The sequence below is a fragment of the Spirosoma terrae genome, assembly GCF_010435915.1.
In the GTDB taxonomy this organism is placed as follows: domain Bacteria; phylum Bacteroidota; class Bacteroidia; order Cytophagales; family Spirosomataceae; genus Spirosoma; species Spirosoma terrae.
Genome location: NZ_JAAFZH010000008.1, coordinates 130,802 through 148,157 on the forward strand (window position 1 = coordinate 130,802; position 17,356 = coordinate 148,157).

Below are 17,356 nucleotides of genomic sequence, written 5' to 3' on the forward strand. Positions count from 1 at the left end.
ATAGCGTTAGAGGACCTGTAAATGCATCTAAAATTCTGATGAAGATTCGCTTATTGACTTTTGCTGGTACGTTATTGTTTTTTGGGCTGGTTAGCTTAGAAACAGCAGCTGGGCTTTGGGGGGGAAATAAAGCAGGGGGCCTACTACCCGTACTCCCTTTTCCGCAGGTTGTGAGCGATACATTAGCGCCCTTTTCATACTCTGTGAGAATGAATTGGCTAGCCAATGGTGTGAGTTCAGCACAACTACAGCAGCTGAAAACGCATTGGAATGAATCTGTTTCTGAACTAAGCACTACAGTTAGTAAGCCCGGCCCAGTGCTGGAATTGGTTTTGATGAAAAACCTGCCAGCCAATGACCGGGCATTCGTAGCCAAAGCAAAAGCCTACCGCGACAGCATCGGCAATGAGGGCTATCTGTTGCAGGCGAAAGCTGGTAAAATAACGATTGCTGCCAATACCGATACGGGGCTTTTTTATGGTTTGCAGACCTTGCGGCAATTAACCCGTGCGAATTGGGGACAGGAAATTTTCATTGCCGACTGGCCTGCTTTTGCTACCCGTGTCATCTTTGACGACATCAGCCGTGGGCCTATCTCGACCATTGATTACGCTAAAAAGCAGATTGCCCGGCTTGCCGAGTTGAAAATCAACTACCTGTCATTTTACATTGAACACGTAGTGCAGCCGCTTTCCCATCCTGATTTTGCACCCAAAAATGGCAAACTCACGATTGCCCAGATTAAAGAATTATCAGCTTATGCGGAAAAATTTCACGTAAAACTGATTGGCGGATTCCAGTCTTTCGGGCATTTTGAGAAGATTCTGGCACTACCGCAATACCAATCCATGGGCGAGACAAACTCGCTGATTTCACCACTCGACCCTAAAGCCAGACAATTTCTGAGCGACGTAATAGGGGAGCTGTGCACGGCCTTTAATGCACCCTGGTTCAATGTGAATTGCGACGAAACGTTTGACCTGAACAAGGGGAAGTCGAAGCAGTACATTGACAGCATTGGTGCCGACCGGTTTTATGCCGACCATCTTAACTTTTTGTACGGTGTTTTAAAAAAGCACAACAAAAAGATGATGATGTGGGGAGACGTAGCATTGCAGCACGAAACGATTATGGATATGCTGCCCAAAGACGTTATTTATCTCACATGGGAATACGGCGATGCCAAAAACTACGATCGCTGGATCAGGCCGTTTGCCAGCCGGGGGCTAGAGTTTATGGTCTGTCCGGGTATACTGAATTCCTACCGGATGTTTCCTGATATGGTCATGGCCAAAGCCAACATCAAAGGATTTGTGGAAGCAGGTAAAGCTCAGGGGGCTACGGGCGTATTCACTACGTTATGGGACGATGGCGGGGCCTATCTTTTTTCGGGCGATTGGTATGGGGTGTATGCGGCAGCCGAAAAAAGCTGGGACCTATCCGCCCGAAATGAAGCCAGTTTCGATGTCCGGTACAGTTCTACAGCCTATGGTACCGTGAATACGAACTACGTACAATCTGTTTTTAAATTACTGGAATTAAGGAGCCTGCCATTGACCTACAATATGAATGACGTGATCTGGCAGCAGGAGCTTTTGCCGGACAAAGGCAAGTCGTTGTGGATAAACAATACGTCGGTACCCGAAGCAAAAAAGATTCTGGCAGAAGCAGCCGCGCTGCTGGAAAAGGCAAACCCCCAGTTCAATATAAATGATAGCCAGACACTGGCTCATTCCATTGCTCAGTATACGTTGATTATGGATTCTCGCCAGATTCTGGCTGAAGAAGCCGATCGTTACCGGCAGGCTTTGTTAGCTAAACCGGCGGAGGTACGCAAGCAGGTTTTGCAATCGGCCAATGCGATCAGACAGTTGCGGGAACGATACGTGCGTGTTCAGAGCAATTTCAAAAAAGCCTGGCTGCGCGAGAATCAGTTGTACTGGCTCGATGTGATTATGGCGGGTTATGACGTTAAAACCGCTGCCCTTACTCAGCTTGAGACGGCCTTACGAAAAATTGCTACGGGAACAGGAAGTATCCCCACGCCAGGTGAGATAGCTTTTGATATTCGTCAAACCCCACATACTTATTTCTCGTTTTGGCTGTTGAGCGGACCGTTTCCGTCCGCAGAGAAAGGAACCGTTCCCGCGTTTCTTTATTCAGAAAATAAGGAATATAACAAGCCCCCAATTCCGGGAGGGATAGCCACTTATCAGGGGGAAAATTACCGCTGGCATAAGTTTGCCTCTAAAAACGGGGGCATGATCGATTTGGCCGATTACTTTGAAAAAACTGATTCGGCGGTTGGGTATGCGTATTGCACATTGACTGTAAATGGCAAGGCTCTGAATGAAGTGTTTGTAACGGCCACTAACGGTACAGAGGTCTTTTGTGATGGTCAGAAAATAGCGGTGATTTCCGGTAATGGAAAAACGGCTATAGAACAGAGAATAGAAACACCGCTTAGCAAAGGCACCCATTTATTTCTGTTAAAGATTCCCCAGCAGGCAGGCCTGCCCTGGCTGTTCAGCATGCGGCTGGGCGATGACGTAGAGGTCGTCAACACCAAACACAAGTATCAGACGAATTCAAAAAATAAAACCTATGAAGTGGAATAACCCGCGTCACTTGTTTTTATACCTACTTTTCTCACTCTGGACGAATGTAGCGCTGGGACAGGCCAAAAATGAAGACTATATCCTGGCCGTGGATCAGATCGCGCAATACGTTTCTGGACCGATGATGGACGAGATGGGCCGGTCGCGTTGTGACTACAACCTGACAGAAGGGAAGTGGTTTGAATACGAAGTGCCCTGGCATACTGGACAGGCCGTGAATGCGCTGTTGGCCGCTTATAAGCAAACGGGTAAGAAGACCTACCTGGATGCTGCCATACGAGGTGGAAATTATTGGGTTGGGCTGGAAATTAAAGATCATCCAGTACTGAAAGGTATGGTGGACGCCCGCCACGGTGACTCAATTGGTGAGGACTTCATTGTGTTTGCGACCGTGTCGGACGGTACGCCGGGTATCTACGAGTTGTCGCGGGTAACCAAAAATCCAAAATATGCCAAAGTCGCTACGTCGGCGGCCTACTGGATGATGAAAAATATGTATGATGCCAACAAGGGCATTTGTTACGATAATATCGATGCCAAAACGGGCGAAGTACTGAAAGAAAGCAGCCCCTTCTGGAAGAATAAAAAAGAACAAACCCTGTTCGACGTATCACGCCCTAACACGGAAGGCTGGCTGTTTAAAGATGCATTCGAGTTTTCGGGTGATACAAAATTCAAGGAGGCTTTTATCAATCTCTGCAATAGCCTCATCGAGAAGCAGGGGCCGGAGGGCGTTTGGATGAGCTTTATGCCTAACTCCGTAGAAGCCTCTTCTTTTCACCCACGTTTTTCGCTCTGGTATGCCGAATCGCTGATCCAGGCGTTTCAGTTAACGAAAGATAAAAAATACCTGGATGCGGCAGCCCGTACCGCAGCTGTTTTTGCCAAGGCGCAGCAAAGCGACGGGACAATTTACTACGACAACTACCTCAATGGCCGACAGCCTGACAAGGGTTCTGTGACGGGTTCGGCTTCTGCTCTGGCGGGAATAGTCTGGATACAGCTTCACCAGAACGGCTATAAACAATTCGACGCCAATATCGAACGGTCGGCCAGCTGGTTGTTAAAAAATCGATACGCCCAAAATCATCCAGATCCGAACCTGCGCGGTGCCGTGCTGGAAACCCGTACCCGGTCCCGAAAAGGGAAAGTCTGGCTCACGCAGCGCGACACCGGGAGCATTTTTGCCCTTCGCTTCCTGGTCGATTACATCGGCTACAAATTCAACTAAACCTCCAACCCACTTGCTTTCTATTCTCTATGAAAAAATTGTCCATGAGCTATTACACCCTCGTGCTTTTATTGGCAGGTCTGCTGTGTCTGTCAGGTTCTTACAGTTTTGCGCAACACAGCAATGGCAACATCAAAGGGCAGATTACCGGTGTCAACGGTGAAATACTGCCGGGTGCTTCCATCTATATTAAGGGTACAAACCTTGGTGCTGTTACGGATATTGCCGGGAATTATGAGATGTTGGGCGTGCCTTCGGGCAACCAGACGGTTACGGTTGGCTATATGGGCTTTCAGTCTCAGGTGCTGACCGTAACCGTCAATGCCGGGAAAACCGTTTTTCTGAATGCTAAACTCAAAGCGTCTGACCAGACCCTGAACGAAGTTACCGTAACGGCTATCCTCGAAGGACAGCGAAAAGCGTTGAACCAGCAACGGAACTCAGATAATATTAAGCAGGTCATTTCTGCCGATGTAATGGGCCGCTACCCAGATTTGAACGTAGCGGAATCGTTGCAGCGTCTACCGGGCGTAACCATCGGTCGCAATAGTAGCGGGGAGGGCTCTACGGTTCAGATGCGCGGCACACCCGGTAATTTTACGAATATCAACGTAAACGGCGAGCAAATTATGGGAACGCAGGAAGATGGTTCTCGAAATGCGCAGCTAGATGTCATTCCTATTAATGTACTCTCATCGATGGAAGTGGTAAAAACGCTCACCCCCGACCAGGATGGCGACGCCATTGCCGGAGCCGTGAATATGAAAACCCCTACGGCTACGTCACTTACTTCCCGTTTTGCCCTGGATTTGGGAGGTGGGTATAATAATCTGCGCAGTAACCTCAATGGAATTGGCAATGCTTCCTGGGGAAAACGTTTTTTTGCCAATGACAAGAGCCCGAACGGGAAACTGGGCGTTATTGCAACGGGTAGTTTTTACAGGACTAAAAACGGTTACGATGAGTTACGGGCGCAGGTGTGGGAGAAGAATAATTACGGAAAAGGAGATATCTATTTCCCGACCGATATCCGGCTGTTATACGTAGAAAACGAACGGACACGTATCGGTACGTCAGCTACGATAGACTACAATTTTAGTCCTACTACTAACATTGTTGCCAACTTCATGTATAGCAACCACTTCAACGAGCTGACCCGCTACCGGAAGCGGACGCGAATGCAAACGGCACGTAACGTTTTGGGTGAAAATGGCGAATACACCAATTCACGGGGAAGAGGGTATAACGAAATAAAGGCGGCTACGGAAGATAACAGTAATCTTAACTTCAATATTCAGGGCGAAACGGTTGTTGGCTCAGTAAAGCTGGATGCGGGTGTTTTTATGAACAAATCGCAGTTTGTCAACAGATCGGGTATCTATAACTTCATTACGGGCAATATTCCGCTGGCCATCTCCGACATCAGCACGGATTACCTGGAAGCATACGGCACTGACTGGAAAAACAATGCATCGCTCTATACGTACAACACTGTAGAACGGGATTGGTGGACGACCAATGGAACCAATTTTACGGCCCGACTCAATGCAAGCGTACCGTATCAGATCGGTAACAATTCAGCTTTCTTTAAGGCAGGGGTAAAAATGAAGCGCATGCATAACAAGCGTTTCCGCCCCGATGAAACCATTGTGACAACGTATGCAGGGGCTGCTGCTGCCGGAAATCTCACCAATTTCGCTGGCTCGCCCGAAATATCCGATGATCTATTAGATGGTCATACCAACTTCGGTCTGGGTGTTGACAAGGATAAAACGATCAGCTTTCTGGATAACAATCTAGGCACAAGTCTTTTCCCTATCAATGTGCCTGCTACTCGCAATAGCATTGATTCCTACTACTACGACGCATTCGAGACCGTGTCGTCGGCTTACGTCATGAATCGTATTCAGTTTAATAAGCTCATGCTGCTGGTCGGGTTAAGACTCGAACAGACCGAGGTCGACTACAAGGGAAACATTGTTGAAACGGATGCGAATGGTACCTGGACGTCTACTTCCCCGAACCAGAAACGTAACAGTTATCTGAAAGCATTGCCGAACATCCAGTTTAAATATGATCTGGACAAATCGTCGCTTGTTCGCGCTGCGCTGACGTATGGTTATTCACGCCCTAATTTTGTGGATCTCGTGCCTGGTCGTCTGATCAGCATTCTCGGCGAAACCATCACGGACGGAAACCCCGATCTGCAACCTGCCTTTGCCACTAATGTTGACTTGATGTATGAAAAATACCTCAACAACCTCGGGATTATTTCGGGCGGTTTGTTTTACAAAAAAATCGACAAGTTTCAGTACAACAGTGTGTTTGCGCTCGCAGGAAACGAATTCCCAGGCGCTGATCGCTACACAGGATGGAGATGGTTTAGAACATTGAATGGAAATACCGCCGATGTGTTCGGGATCGAATTGAACGTACAGGCTAACCTCACGTTCCTGCCGGGTCTATTGAAAGGCCTTTCGGTTATGGCCAATTATACCTATACGAACTCCAATGCCGATGCTCAGTTCCGCAAGAATCTCAGACTTCCAGGTCAGGCCGATCACACTGCCAATGGATCGCTTGCTTTTAGCCACAAGAAATTCACGATCCAGGGTAATCTGAACTACAACGGTGCTTATACCGTGCTGTTAGGCGATCAGGATGCAACCGATGTAATTCGTAATAAGCGGGTTCAGATCGATGCCAATTCGTCTTATCGTCTTACCGACAAGATTTCTCTTTACATCGAGGCTCAAAACCTGACTAAAGCTCCGCAAATCGATTATTTCGGCGAACGGTCGCGCATATATCAAAATCAGTTCTATTCTTTCTGGGGGCGTGCGGGCGTAAAAATTCGCTTCTAAAAGAAGCAGGTAGTAGGTAAAAGTTAACATTAAATGCACATTCGATGTCGGTTGTAATGAATGGGACCGCAGGTAAACTGCGAATTAAGGTATTTAAAAACAGAGAAGAGCTGGGTGAGGACGCTGCGCAAATGGTAGCCCAGCAAATCAATACGTTACAGGAGGAGCAGGAAATGGTGAACATCATTTTTGCTGCTGCCGCTTCCCAAAACGAGTTTCTGGCAAAGCTGATTACGCACAATGTGGATTGGACGCGCGTCAATGCGTTTCACATGGACGAATACATTGGTCTTCCCGAAGGAGCCCCCGAACATTTCAGCCATTTTTTAGGGGAACGGATTTTTACGAAAGTGCCTTTTGCGAACGTGTTCAGACTTAATGGGAACGTGGACGATACGGAGGCAGAATGCGAGCGCTATTCATCGTTACTACGTCAGTATCCGACCGATATTACCTGTATGGGAATTGGCGAAAACACGCATCTGGCATTCAATGATCCATACGAGGCTGATTTTAATGATAATAAGCTGGTCAAAGTGGTGAAATTGCACGTAGCAAGTCGGCAGCAGCAGGTCAATGAAGGGTGTTTTGCTACACTTAGTCAGGTGCCCGAATATGCCTATACGCTCACAGTGCCAGCTCTCCTGAAAGCGAAAGCGGTTTTCTGCATGGTTCCCGGCTCTTCCAAGCTGGAAGCGGTACAGCATACGCTGGTAGACGACATTTCGGTTCGATATCCTTCTACCATTTTACGTACTTTACAGAATGCTGTTCTGTTTCTGGATGAGGACAGTGTAAAAGGAGTCATCGAACATGTCAACTAGCTCAATTGGCCATTACAGGTGGACTATATGTACACTGCTCTTTTTCGCCACGACTATCAATTATCTCGACCGCCAGGTTTTAGGACTGCTAAAACCTGTGATCGAAACGGAATACAACTGGTCTGAGCAGGATTACAGCTATATAGTGATGGCCTTTACGGCTACCTACGCCATTGGGTTAGTGGTTTTCGGCAGGGTCGTAGACAGGATTGGCGCTAAAACGGGCTATACGATTTCGGTAACTATCTGGAGCATTGCCGCTATGGGGCACGCTCTGGTGAGTGGTACGTTCGGTTTTGGCCTGGCAAGGGCTTTGCTGGGGATTGGCGAATCCGGTAATTTCCCGGCGGCTGTCAAAACGGTAACAGAATGGTTTCCGAAGCGGGAAAGAGCATTAGCCACGGGGATTTTCGACTCGGGCTCCAATATTGGAGCCTGCGTTGCCCCCATTCTTGTACCCTGGTTGCTGGGCGTTTATGGCTGGCAGGCGGCCTTTTTGATTACGGGCGCGATTGGTTTTCTCTGGCTCATCGCGTGGCGGCTCATCTATCAGCAGCCCGAAAAACATCCGAAGCTTTCGGCTAAAGAGCTGGAATACATTCGGATAGACGATACGGTTGCCGAATCGCAGGATGTACCAGCCGAAAAGGTCGCGTGGACGAAGTTGTTTACCCTCAAACCGACCTGGTCGTTCATTCTGGGGAAATTCCTGACCGACCCGATCTGGTATTTTTTCCTTTTCTGGTTGCCGTCGTATTTTAATACTACGTTTAATCTGGACCTGAAAAAGCCGGGACTACCGCTGGTGATTGTGTATTCTGCGGCAACGGTCGGAGCAATCGGCGGTGGGTTGCTTTCGTCCTGGTTTATCAAAAATGGCTGGACGGTATCCCGGTCGCGAAAGGGCGCTTTGCTGATTTCCGCACTTTGCGTGGTGCCGATCATTGGCGCTCGTTTCGTAACAGATATGTGGGCGGCCGTAGCGTTGATCAGTCTGGCCGTTGCCGGCAATGCCGGATGGAGTTCTAACATTTATACCATCGTATCGGATATGCTTCCCAAGAGTGCGGTCAGCTCGGTAATTGGTATTGGTGGCATGGCGGGTGCGATTGGGGGCGTCCTTTTTCCACTTTTCATCGGTTTTACCCTTGATTTTTATAAAGCAGCGGGAAATTTAGTGGCTGGGTATAATATCATTTTCGTGGTTTGTGGCGTGTCGTATCTCATCGCCTGGCTCACCATACTTTGGCTTACTCCGAACATGAAGCCTGTTGTTGTTTAAAGCCTAACTACGTAGCAACCCACTTCCTGATCCTGGTCATATTCGATCATGGAAAGGCGACAAGGGAGGCTCTACTTAACCCATTTTTCGGTTGACTTTGGTAGGCAGAAATGGCCAACGGTTTGTTTATATTTGATCCTTAATCACCACTCTTTCGACTTGTGGAAGATAAAGAAAATAATCTGACTTCCGGTGTTAAGGAAATTGCCCGGCTGGCTAATGTCTCACGGGGTACTGTTGATCGGGTGATCCATAACCGGGCGGGGGTTGCTCTCAAAACGAGGGATAAAATCGAGGCTATTATTAAGGAGCTTAACTACCAGCCTAATGTTCTGGCTAGTCGCCTGGCGTTGGCTTCGAGAGGAACGTTACGTCTGGCTGTGTTGCTGCCCGGTATTTCGGAGGAGACTGAATACTGGAAAGCGCCACTGGAAGGTATCACCAAAGCGGAGGGCGAGATCAGGCAGTATGGCGTCCACCTGGATATTTATTTCTTTGATCAGAACCTGCAGTCTGTATTCGCTGAACAGATCCAACGTATTATCGAAGCCCGACCCGATGGCGTATTGATCACACCAACGTTTGAAAAAGAGTCGATCATCCTGCTCAAATATTGTAAAAAGAAGAAGATCCCCTGTGTGCTGATGAACTCCGATATTCCTGATCAGGAGCGGCTTTGTTACATCGGCCCTGAGCTGTTCGATAGTGGATACCTATCGGCCCAGCTGGTTCATTATTGCCTGAAAGACAATCAGAAAGTACTTATCGTTAATATCGCCAAGGAGATTGAGAGTAACGCGGCTATTTATCGGAAAGAAGAGGGGTTTATGGCCTATTTCAGAGAAAAACTCACTGAAGAGCTGGTTGTACCGTTAAATACAACCGATACCGATTATCCCGCAGTAGCCACCCGTCTCCATTCCATCCTGGAACGGGAGTCGCAGATCGGTATTATTTATGTGACGAATTCACGGGTTGCCTTGGTTGCTGAATGGCTGGAATCGATAGGACGGAGCGATATTCTGTTGATCGGTTACGATTATCTTGAGAAGAATATCGAATACCTGAAAAAAGAAGTTATCAACTTTCTAATTTGTGAAAAGCCGCAGGAGCAGGGTTATCGGGGCGTTATGTCGCTTTTTCAACACCTGATTTTTTCATCCACGGTTAAAGAGGATTATCTGATACCGATTGATATTGTCACCAGCGCCAATTATCGGTACTACCGCAATTAAAAAGCACCGGGCAATTCTTTTAGTAAGCTTGCTACGCTACGTCTGGAGGTTGTTACGTCCACCAAAAAAGCGAGATCGTCTGACGATCTCGCTTTTTTGGTGAATGCTACGTTGCTTATACTAAAACGGCTTTCAAAATCTGATCAAGAATCAGTCGGCCGTCGGTGTTACCCAGCAGTGGATCGGCTGCGCGTTCTGGGTGCGGCATCATGCCGAAAACATTTTTGCCTTTATTAGTTACGCCAGCAATATTTTCCAGACTACCGTTTGGATTGGCAGCATCGGTAATGGCTCCGGTTTCGTCGCAATAACGGAATAGAACCTGACCGTTATCGTTTAGTTCCTTGAGTGTGTCGGCATCGGCAAAATAACGACCTTCGCCGTGTGCCATCGGAATTTTATAGGCAGGCCGATCGAGCCCGGCTGTCAGAAGGGCGTCCGGCGATTGCGGAGTCAGATAAACGTTTTTACAGACGTATTGCTGATTGGCATTACGTAACAAAACGCCCGGCACCAGCCGTGCTTCGGCCAGAATCTGGAAACCGTTACAAATTCCCATCAGGTAACCACCCCGATTTGCGTGGGCGATCACTTCATTCATGATGGGTGAAAAACGAGCTACGGCTCCTGTGCGCAGATAATCGCCGTACGAAAAACCACCTGGGAGCATAATGAAGTCGCAGCCTTGTAGATCGTGATCTTTATGCCAGAGCTTAACAACTTCCTGACCCATTAATTCCAGCGTATCAACGGCATCCTGATCGCAGTTAGAGCCGGGAAAAACAACAACGCCAAATTTCATAGCGATTGACAGAGCGAAAGAGTGATGAAGCGAAAGAATAGCTGTGAGCTGTGCCTGCATTCCTGCGTAAGCGCTTTCGCTTTTTACAAAGGTACGAACTTTACTTTACTTCCACGGACTTTCCGGTACTAGATACCGCTTTCCCTTTATCGAAAGCCAGATCAATACGTCCCAGATTGATTCCGGCAAAGCCCACCTGATTGATCCAGACTGGTTGACCATCGAGATTATTGACTGCTACCGGTGCGTCAAGAAACGTGTGGGTATGCCCGCCAATAATTAGATCGATGTTACGTGTCTTGGCCGCTAATACGTTGTCGGAAACGATTGGCTCCGTGTATTTAAAGCCTAAGTGCGACAGGCAAATTACGTAGTCACATTTTTTGTCGATACGTAGCTTGGCCGCTATGTCGTTTCCGATCTCTATCGGGTCCAGATACTTGGTCTCTTTATAGGCAGCTCTTGGAATTAAGCCTTCTGGTTGAATACCTAAGCCAAAAACTCCGATGCGCACACCGCCTTTTTCAAAGAGCTTGAACGGTATTGTCCGGCCGTCCATAACTGTATTTTTGAAGTCATAGTTGGCGATCAGGATCGGGAAGCTCGCTTTGCCAAACTGAGTAACCATATTATCGATGCCGCCATCAAAATCATGATTGCCCAGTGTTCCCGCATCGTAGCCCAACCGATTCATGGCCAGGATTTCAGGTTCGCCTTTGTAAAGGTTGAAATAGGGAGTGCCCTGAAAAATATCGCCAGCATCGAATAGCAATACGTTCGCTTGCTCCTGTCTGATTGTCTGAATAAGTGTAGCACGGCGGGCTACTCCGCCTTTTCCGGCGTTCCGACTGCCATCCATCGGGAAGGGGTCTAAACGGCTATGTACGTCGTTGGTATGCAGTATGGTTACGGACGTTGTTTTAGGTCCTTGTTGGACAGCGGCTAGTACATCTGGAGTTACCGAACCGACAACCGCTGCGGTACCGAGAAATTTTAGAAATTGTCGTCTATTCGATGCTAATACGTCCATCAGATACAGGGTTAATAGGTTGGCCGGTTTTTCCCACTTGTCGGAAATAATCAATCAGTGCATCACGCATCAGATAGTTGATGTTCTCGTTTCGGACGGGATTTTTCAGAAAACCGGCGTCATCGCCACCATTGGCAACATAGTCGCTAAGAAGAACGGTATAGGTTTCGTTAGGCTTGAGTGTACGTCCGTTGGTAAACGTTACGTCCTGCACAGCGCCATTATGAATTTTAGCCCGCAGACCACCCATAACCAGTTCATTTTTCTGGGCAAAATGATTCATCAATTCCTGTAGCATCGCACCAGTAACGGTTAATACAATTAGCTGGTTATCAAAAGGCATGACTTCGAAAATTGACCCTGTTGTAATAGTACCTTCGGGTAAGTTACTACGTATGCCGCCGTAGTTGAGGTGCGAGCAATCGATGGGTTTGCCGTACTTCTCGCTACCTTGTTTCAGAAGGGCATCGGTCAGCAAATCGTTCAGAGGAGCGTCGGGTTTACCTTTTTCAATACGTCCGGTTGAACGGGCCAGTACCTCGTTCATACTTTTGTCGAGCCCCTGCCGATAGGGTTTCAAAAAGTTAGCCATGCTACTATCGGTAGTAGCGGTCAGCGAATCGACCCCAATTCGATTGGACGTACGGTTTGTCAGATGATAGCCAGGGTTACAGGCCGACAATGTAGCCAGGGCCAGTAACAGAAGGTATTTTTTCATAATATCCGCAAGTTCGCAAACTCTGGGCAATGGTGCGTTAATAAAACGTTATAAACCATTTCACTACGTTGTTTGCTACGTACTAGAATCCGCTAGTGGATAAGGGGAGCACCGTGCGATCAGGTTTGTAAGAAACTTTCCGGATGCGCCCAAAGCCACCTAATCCAATTTGTAGATTCAGTAAGCCGCCTGACAGTGGATCGGCTCCTACAAGCGGGCTGAACGATAGCTTAGTGCGAACAAACCAAAAGCTATCGTGCGATAAATCAGCTTTCTCCGTATTATCGCCGAGCTTATAATCGACAATGAGCCCTACTGTGGGGGCATGATTAATTAATGACAACCCTTTGTAACGCTCGTCGAAGCGATCACGGGGCGACAAATCGAGTAAACGATAACCGACGTATGGAATTATGCGGTAGCGTGGTGAGTCATAAAGCCAATGACCAACACCTATTTCAAGCATGCCCGGCTTAACCCGCATGCCGTCTTCCCAGGACTGGCCTTGATGAGTAAACGTTTGGGTAATCTGAGCATTAAAGTCGGTTGGCTGTACGAGCAGCATGGTTCTCCGAAGTGCGATTTCAATGCCCATTGACAGACCAACGGGTGGACTCAGGGTTTGATATAAAGAACCCGTGGGTAAGGCACCACCTCCTCCAAAAAAGACACCAAAGCCGACTTTAGACGAATGGTACGTAGTGACCAGATCCGGGATTTCATAGAGCCGCTGTATGACCTGCTTTTGCCAGGTTTGTAGGATCTGAACATCGTCGCCCCCGCCGGTTTCGCTGCGAAAGCGATTGACTTCAGACCCTAGCTCAGAGTTGGTCAAATACTCTATCTGTTTGGCCTGTTCCTTAAAATGTCGACCGGCCTTTAGGGCAATCAGTTTGGCCTTCATCTGGCGGGCGTGAATTTCGACGAGGTCGAACAGAACCTGATTGTAAGCTAACGTCCGTTCGTTTTTTGCCGTTTCTGATATCCACGACAAATTGCGAAACATCAGGCAGTAGGCATCAATGGCGGGTTCGCTCCAAAGCGATGTGGGCCGAACTTCGTAGTTCAATTGGTAATGAAAATCGGAGCCTCCCAGACCCGCATGGGTTGGTGATCGAAAATCAGAAAGTTGTAGCCGTCGTGTTGCGCTCCAGTGTAGTGTATCGATCGTCGCCTGTGCCGATGTAAGCAGAGGAGATAGCAGCAATACGTAGAGCAAACGGTTCATAGTCAAGTAAATAAAGGTAGAATATAAAGGTGCAAATAAGCGTCTTTTATTAAGACTGTCAACTAGAATACAAACCAATTTTACGCAAAAAAGGCGTGGCTTCGTTGCAGAAGTCACGCCTTTTTTATGAACGGAGATAAGACAATAAACTAACGGAGTAAGGCGGGTTAGTTTAGGCTATCTCCCGAATGGCCTAGTAGCGGTACATTTCCGATTTAAACGGACCATCTACTGCAACGCCGATATAGTCAGCCTGCTCTTGCTCGAGTGGTTCTAGCTTTGCACCAACGTGAGCTAGGTGAAGAGCGGCTACTTTCTCATCAAGTTTCTTCGGCAGAACATATACTTTGTTTTCGTATTTGTCTGAGTTTGCCCAAAGCTCCAATTGAGCCAGTGTCTGGTTTGAGAACGAGCAGGACATCACGAAACTTGGGTGTCCCATAGCGCAACCTAAGTTTACCAGACGACCTTCGGCCAGGATAATAATTTCCTTGCCGTCAACTTCATACATGTCAACCTGTGGCTTGATCTGGCTCTTGGCATGACCGTAGTTTGCATTTAACCAGGCCATATCGATTTCGTTGTCGAAGTGACCAATGTTACAAACAACGGCCTTATCTTTCATGGCTTTGAAATGGCGACCTTTAATGATATTGACGTTGCCCGTTGCCGTTACGAAAATCTGAGCGCGCGTAGCCGCTTCGTCCATCGTAATCACTTCGTAACCGTCCATCGCAGCCTGCAGCGCACAGATTGGGTCAATCTCGGTAACCAGTACGCGGCAACCAGCACCACGTAGCGATTCGGCTGAACCTTTACCTACGTCGCCATAACCGGCTACAACAGCAACTTTACCAGCCAGCATTAAGTCAGTTGCCCGGCGAATAGCATCAACCAGCGACTCGCGGCAACCGTATTTGTTATCGAATTTCGACTTCGTTACGGAGTCGTTTACGTTGATCGATGGGAGATGCAACGTACCGTTTTTCATCCGCTCATACAGGCGGTGAACACCAGTCGTCGTTTCTTCCGACAGTCCTTTGATACCCTGAATCAACTCAGGATACACATCGAAAACCATATTGGTCAGGTCGCCACCATCGTCAAGAATCATGTTCAATGGCTGACGTTCTTCACCAAAGAAAAGAGTCTGTTCGATACACCAGTTAAACTCTTCTTCGTTCATGCCTTTCCACGCATAAACTGGAATACCAGCCGCAGCAATGGCAGCCGCAGCATGATCCTGCGTGGAGAAAATATTACACGACGACCAGGTTACATCGGCACCTAGCTCAACTAAGGTTTCGATGAGAACTGCCGTTTGGATGGTCATGTGCAGGCAGCCGGCAATGCGAGCGCCTTTCAGCGGTTGCGACGGGCCGAATTCAGCACGAAGCGCCATTAAACCTGGCATTTCAGCTTCGGCCAGTTTGATTTCTTTACGGCCCCACTCGGCCAGGGCGATGTCCTTAACTTTGTAAGGGACGTACGTGGAAGTTTGCATACTGCTTTAGTAAAGTACAAAAGGCGCTTATAAGTCTGTAAGATTTAACGCCTTTTGTGTTGAATTCTTAGCAAAATGCAAAAATAAGCATCGCTTCTGAGAATCCCTATTGGAGTCGAAATACTTTAGTTTCTGGTTGTTGTGGCTTTCAGGTAAATGTTATATTGAAGAAACGAATTTGTTGTTCTGTAATCGTAATGCTTGTGTCAGATTGACTACCTGACTTATTGTACACTAATTGCTATGGGTTTAACAGATACCTGGTTGTGCCTTGAAGATGCGGTTGAACTCCAAAACAACGCGAATATTCTGACTATTAAACGTTAAGGCTTCTGCTTTTATCCAGATGAGATGTTTGCATCGGAAACGCAACTTCTGAAAATAATGATCAATAGACTGGAAGCTAACTTCTATGCCATATCTGTCGTCTAGCCAATTTTTGAAATCGTGAATGGTACCCAGCTGATGGGTCAGTAATGATGTCTGAATTGCCTGCGATATATACGAGATATAGTCTTTTTCCGAAGTCAAACAATTAGGATAAGGAGTTATTGCTTGAATTGCACTATTTAATTTTATTAATCTAAAACCAAGCCGAATGCTAATCATTTGGTTAATAATCCAGCGTTCGTACGAGGTATATTTTGGCACGCCAAACGCTCGTTGTTCGAGCAGAATTAAATCCATTCGCTGGCTATTGGTTGGTGTATTAAAAACGGCAACAGGTGTATCAAGCTGTGAAGAATGGGATAAAAAAAATCGGATAAGCTCATACCATTGTTCGGGCTTTACGGTCACGCTTTGTGATACATCAATACGATGATGTAGAACGGAACAGTCTGGATTGGTAGACAGCGTGTGAAATTCCCGAATAACTTCCTCGTAGTTTTTCCCGTTTAGTTTTTGACGATAAAATACAGGCGTCTCTTCAAAATCAGCCAATCCATCGCCACACACTGATTTTACCATTCTTCGCAACTGACTCATTTTGACCTTGGGCTTCAACGAATAAGTCTTAATGACGACAGGCGTTGCCGTCTCATCATTTATTTTCTTGCAAAAGGATAGTGGCCCTGCAGGACCTGTTTCTAGTTTATTCATTAGGATAGAAGGTTGAACAGGCGTGTTTGTGATCTTAAAATATTCTCAGTGCGTCTGCCCAAGATGATTAATGGTATTGACTCCCTAATCGCCTGCGTGGAATTGTGGACTGTATTGAGTTGAATATTAAGGGCAGAAGTTCGAGAAAAAGCTTCAATCAGACAGATTTATTGGTATTGTCTTAAGCCTTCTGAAAGCTGACGTATTTGTTCAATTGTCCAATCATTACGGGCTCGGCTCCGTAGTTTTAGATCTGTTAGCTGACATAGTTTTAACAGTCGACAACGGGGCTTTTTGTCAAGTTCGTCGACCAACTGCTGGAACTGAAGCAAGCAACGTTCTGCTTTTTCTCCTATTGGGTAGGGTAGGCTGTAATGAGCGGCTAACGCTTTTATTTCGGCAACTTTCCACTTTGTGGGCTGATTTAGGCGATTTCGTATGCTAAGTTCATTTAGCTTAATTACCTCCCCCAACTGTTGCCTGGTTTCCTTGGATTGGGATAGCTGCCGCATGACTGCATGATAAAGATTTAGAAAAGACTGTAGGCCAGCGAGTATACATGGAATCGACTTCATTGATTAGATTTTTATGATTATTGTAGCCTCATTGTGGCATAATCGAATTCGTTAATTCAGTTGATTGGTAACTCTAATTAAATTGACTACATCTGCTCATAAAACAGCACAGTAGGACTGGATTAGCTATCAGTCATTTTTTATGAAAATGAGTTCTTAGTTTGTGAAATAGACTTGTTCTGCATCCATAAAAGATAATTTTAATTCAATCAATTTGCCTTTTATGGAGACAAATCTAAAGCCGATTTCGGGTATGAATGAGAGTAAGTGAATGAACTTCAATGCTGATTAAGTCAATTCGCCAAAAAACTTTTGTGTGCTATTTTTGACATGTATTTGTGGTC

12 protein-coding genes are annotated in these 17,356 nt (G+C 46.9%); 6 read left to right on the top strand and 6 right to left on the bottom strand.

All coding sequences use genetic code 11. From position 1 onward, the window contains the following. Window positions 1-38: 38 nt before the first annotated feature. The 6 genes from GK108_RS18070 (at window position 39) to GK108_RS18095 (ending at window position 10,054) form a co-directional block, all read left to right on the top strand. Window positions 39-2,618 carry a glycoside hydrolase family 20 zincin-like fold domain-containing protein gene (locus GK108_RS18070; RefSeq protein ID WP_163951628.1) on the top strand — a complete coding sequence of 860 codons (2,580 nt, stop codon included), beginning with the start codon at window positions 39-41 and terminating at the stop codon, window positions 2,616-2,618. Beyond that, entirely contained in the window at window positions 2,605-3,849 is a 1,245-nt protein-coding gene (locus GK108_RS18075; RefSeq protein ID WP_163951630.1) for a hypothetical protein, read from the top strand. Before GK108_RS18070 ends, GK108_RS18075 begins: the two co-directional genes overlap by 14 nt. Window positions 3,850-3,878: 29 nt before the next feature. Beyond that, window positions 3,879-6,713: a TonB-dependent receptor gene (locus GK108_RS18080; RefSeq protein WP_163951632.1), complete on the top strand. Its 2,835-nt coding sequence runs from the start codon at window positions 3,879-3,881 to the stop codon at window positions 6,711-6,713. Window positions 6,714-6,769: 56 nt separating this feature from the next. Further along, window positions 6,770-7,537, top strand: a complete 768-nt coding sequence (locus GK108_RS18085) for a 6-phosphogluconolactonase (RefSeq protein ID WP_212592831.1) — start codon at window positions 6,770-6,772, stop codon at window positions 7,535-7,537. After that, window positions 7,527-8,819, top strand: a complete 1,293-nt coding sequence (locus GK108_RS18090) for an MFS transporter (protein WP_163951636.1) — start codon at window positions 7,527-7,529, stop codon at window positions 8,817-8,819. The genes GK108_RS18085 and GK108_RS18090 overlap by 11 nt, the downstream gene beginning before the upstream one ends. Window positions 8,820-8,980: 161 nt before the next feature. Beyond that, a complete protein-coding gene (locus GK108_RS18095) occupies window positions 8,981-10,054 on the top strand; it encodes a LacI family DNA-binding transcriptional regulator (protein WP_163951638.1) in 1,074 nt (357 codons plus the stop codon). Window positions 10,055-10,169: 115 nt separating this feature from the next. Here the strand turns inward: GK108_RS18095 and purQ are convergent, their stop codons facing one another. The 6 genes from purQ to GK108_RS18125 form a co-directional block, all read right to left on the bottom strand. Beyond that, window positions 10,170-10,856, bottom strand: a complete 687-nt coding sequence (gene purQ, locus GK108_RS18100) for a phosphoribosylformylglycinamidine synthase subunit PurQ (protein WP_163951876.1) — start codon at window positions 10,854-10,856, stop codon at window positions 10,170-10,172. A gap of 100 nt (window positions 10,857-10,956) precedes the next feature. Next, window positions 10,957-11,886: a bifunctional metallophosphatase/5'-nucleotidase gene (locus tag GK108_RS18105; protein ID WP_163951640.1), complete on the bottom strand. Its 930-nt coding sequence runs from the start codon at window positions 11,884-11,886 to the stop codon at window positions 10,957-10,959. Then, window positions 11,864-12,604, bottom strand: a complete 741-nt coding sequence (locus GK108_RS18110; protein ID WP_163951642.1) for a 5'-nucleotidase C-terminal domain-containing protein — start codon at window positions 12,602-12,604, stop codon at window positions 11,864-11,866. Before GK108_RS18110 ends, GK108_RS18105 begins: the two co-directional genes overlap by 23 nt. A gap of 82 nt (window positions 12,605-12,686) precedes the next feature. Then, complete coding sequence (locus GK108_RS18115; protein WP_163951645.1) at window positions 12,687-13,832, bottom strand: hypothetical protein; 1,146 nt, start codon at window positions 13,830-13,832, stop codon at window positions 12,687-12,689. Window positions 13,833-14,025: 193 nt separating this feature from the next. Continuing rightward, window positions 14,026-15,336 (bottom strand): adenosylhomocysteinase, encoded by a 1,311-nt coding sequence (gene ahcY, locus GK108_RS18120; RefSeq protein WP_163951646.1) that lies wholly within the window; start codon window positions 15,334-15,336, stop codon window positions 14,026-14,028. A 249-nt stretch (window positions 15,337-15,585) separates the two neighbouring features. Next, complete coding sequence (locus tag GK108_RS18125) at window positions 15,586-16,437, bottom strand: hypothetical protein (RefSeq protein WP_163951649.1); 852 nt, start codon at window positions 16,435-16,437, stop codon at window positions 15,586-15,588. Window positions 16,438-17,356 lie beyond the last annotated feature (919 nt).

Coding starts and splice junctions, on each gene's coding strand:
- GK108_RS18115 (WP_163951645.1), bottom strand. CDS start 13,832: ATGAACCGTTTGCTCTACGTATTGCTGCTATCTCCTCTGCTTACATCG.
- ahcY (WP_163951646.1), bottom strand. CDS start 15,336: ATGCAAACTTCCACGTACGTCCCTTACAAAGTTAAGGACATCGCCCTG.
- GK108_RS18080 (WP_163951632.1), top strand. CDS start 3,879: ATGAAAAAATTGTCCATGAGCTATTACACCCTCGTGCTTTTATTGGCA.
- purQ (WP_163951876.1), bottom strand. CDS start 10,856: ATGAAATTTGGCGTTGTTGTTTTTCCCGGCTCTAACTGCGATCAGGAT.
- GK108_RS18105 (WP_163951640.1), bottom strand. CDS start 11,886: ATGGACGTATTAGCATCGAATAGACGACAATTTCTAAAATTTCTCGGT.
- GK108_RS18075 (WP_163951630.1), top strand. CDS start 2,605: ATGAAGTGGAATAACCCGCGTCACTTGTTTTTATACCTACTTTTCTCA.
- GK108_RS18090 (WP_163951636.1), top strand. CDS start 7,527: ATGTCAACTAGCTCAATTGGCCATTACAGGTGGACTATATGTACACTG.
- GK108_RS18085 (WP_212592831.1), top strand. CDS start 6,770: ATGAATGGGACCGCAGGTAAACTGCGAATTAAGGTATTTAAAAACAGA.
- GK108_RS18110 (WP_163951642.1), bottom strand. CDS start 12,604: ATGAAAAAATACCTTCTGTTACTGGCCCTGGCTACATTGTCGGCCTGT.
- GK108_RS18070 (WP_163951628.1), top strand. CDS start 39: ATGAAGATTCGCTTATTGACTTTTGCTGGTACGTTATTGTTTTTTGGG.
- GK108_RS18125 (WP_163951649.1), bottom strand. CDS start 16,437: ATGAATAAACTAGAAACAGGTCCTGCAGGGCCACTATCCTTTTGCAAG.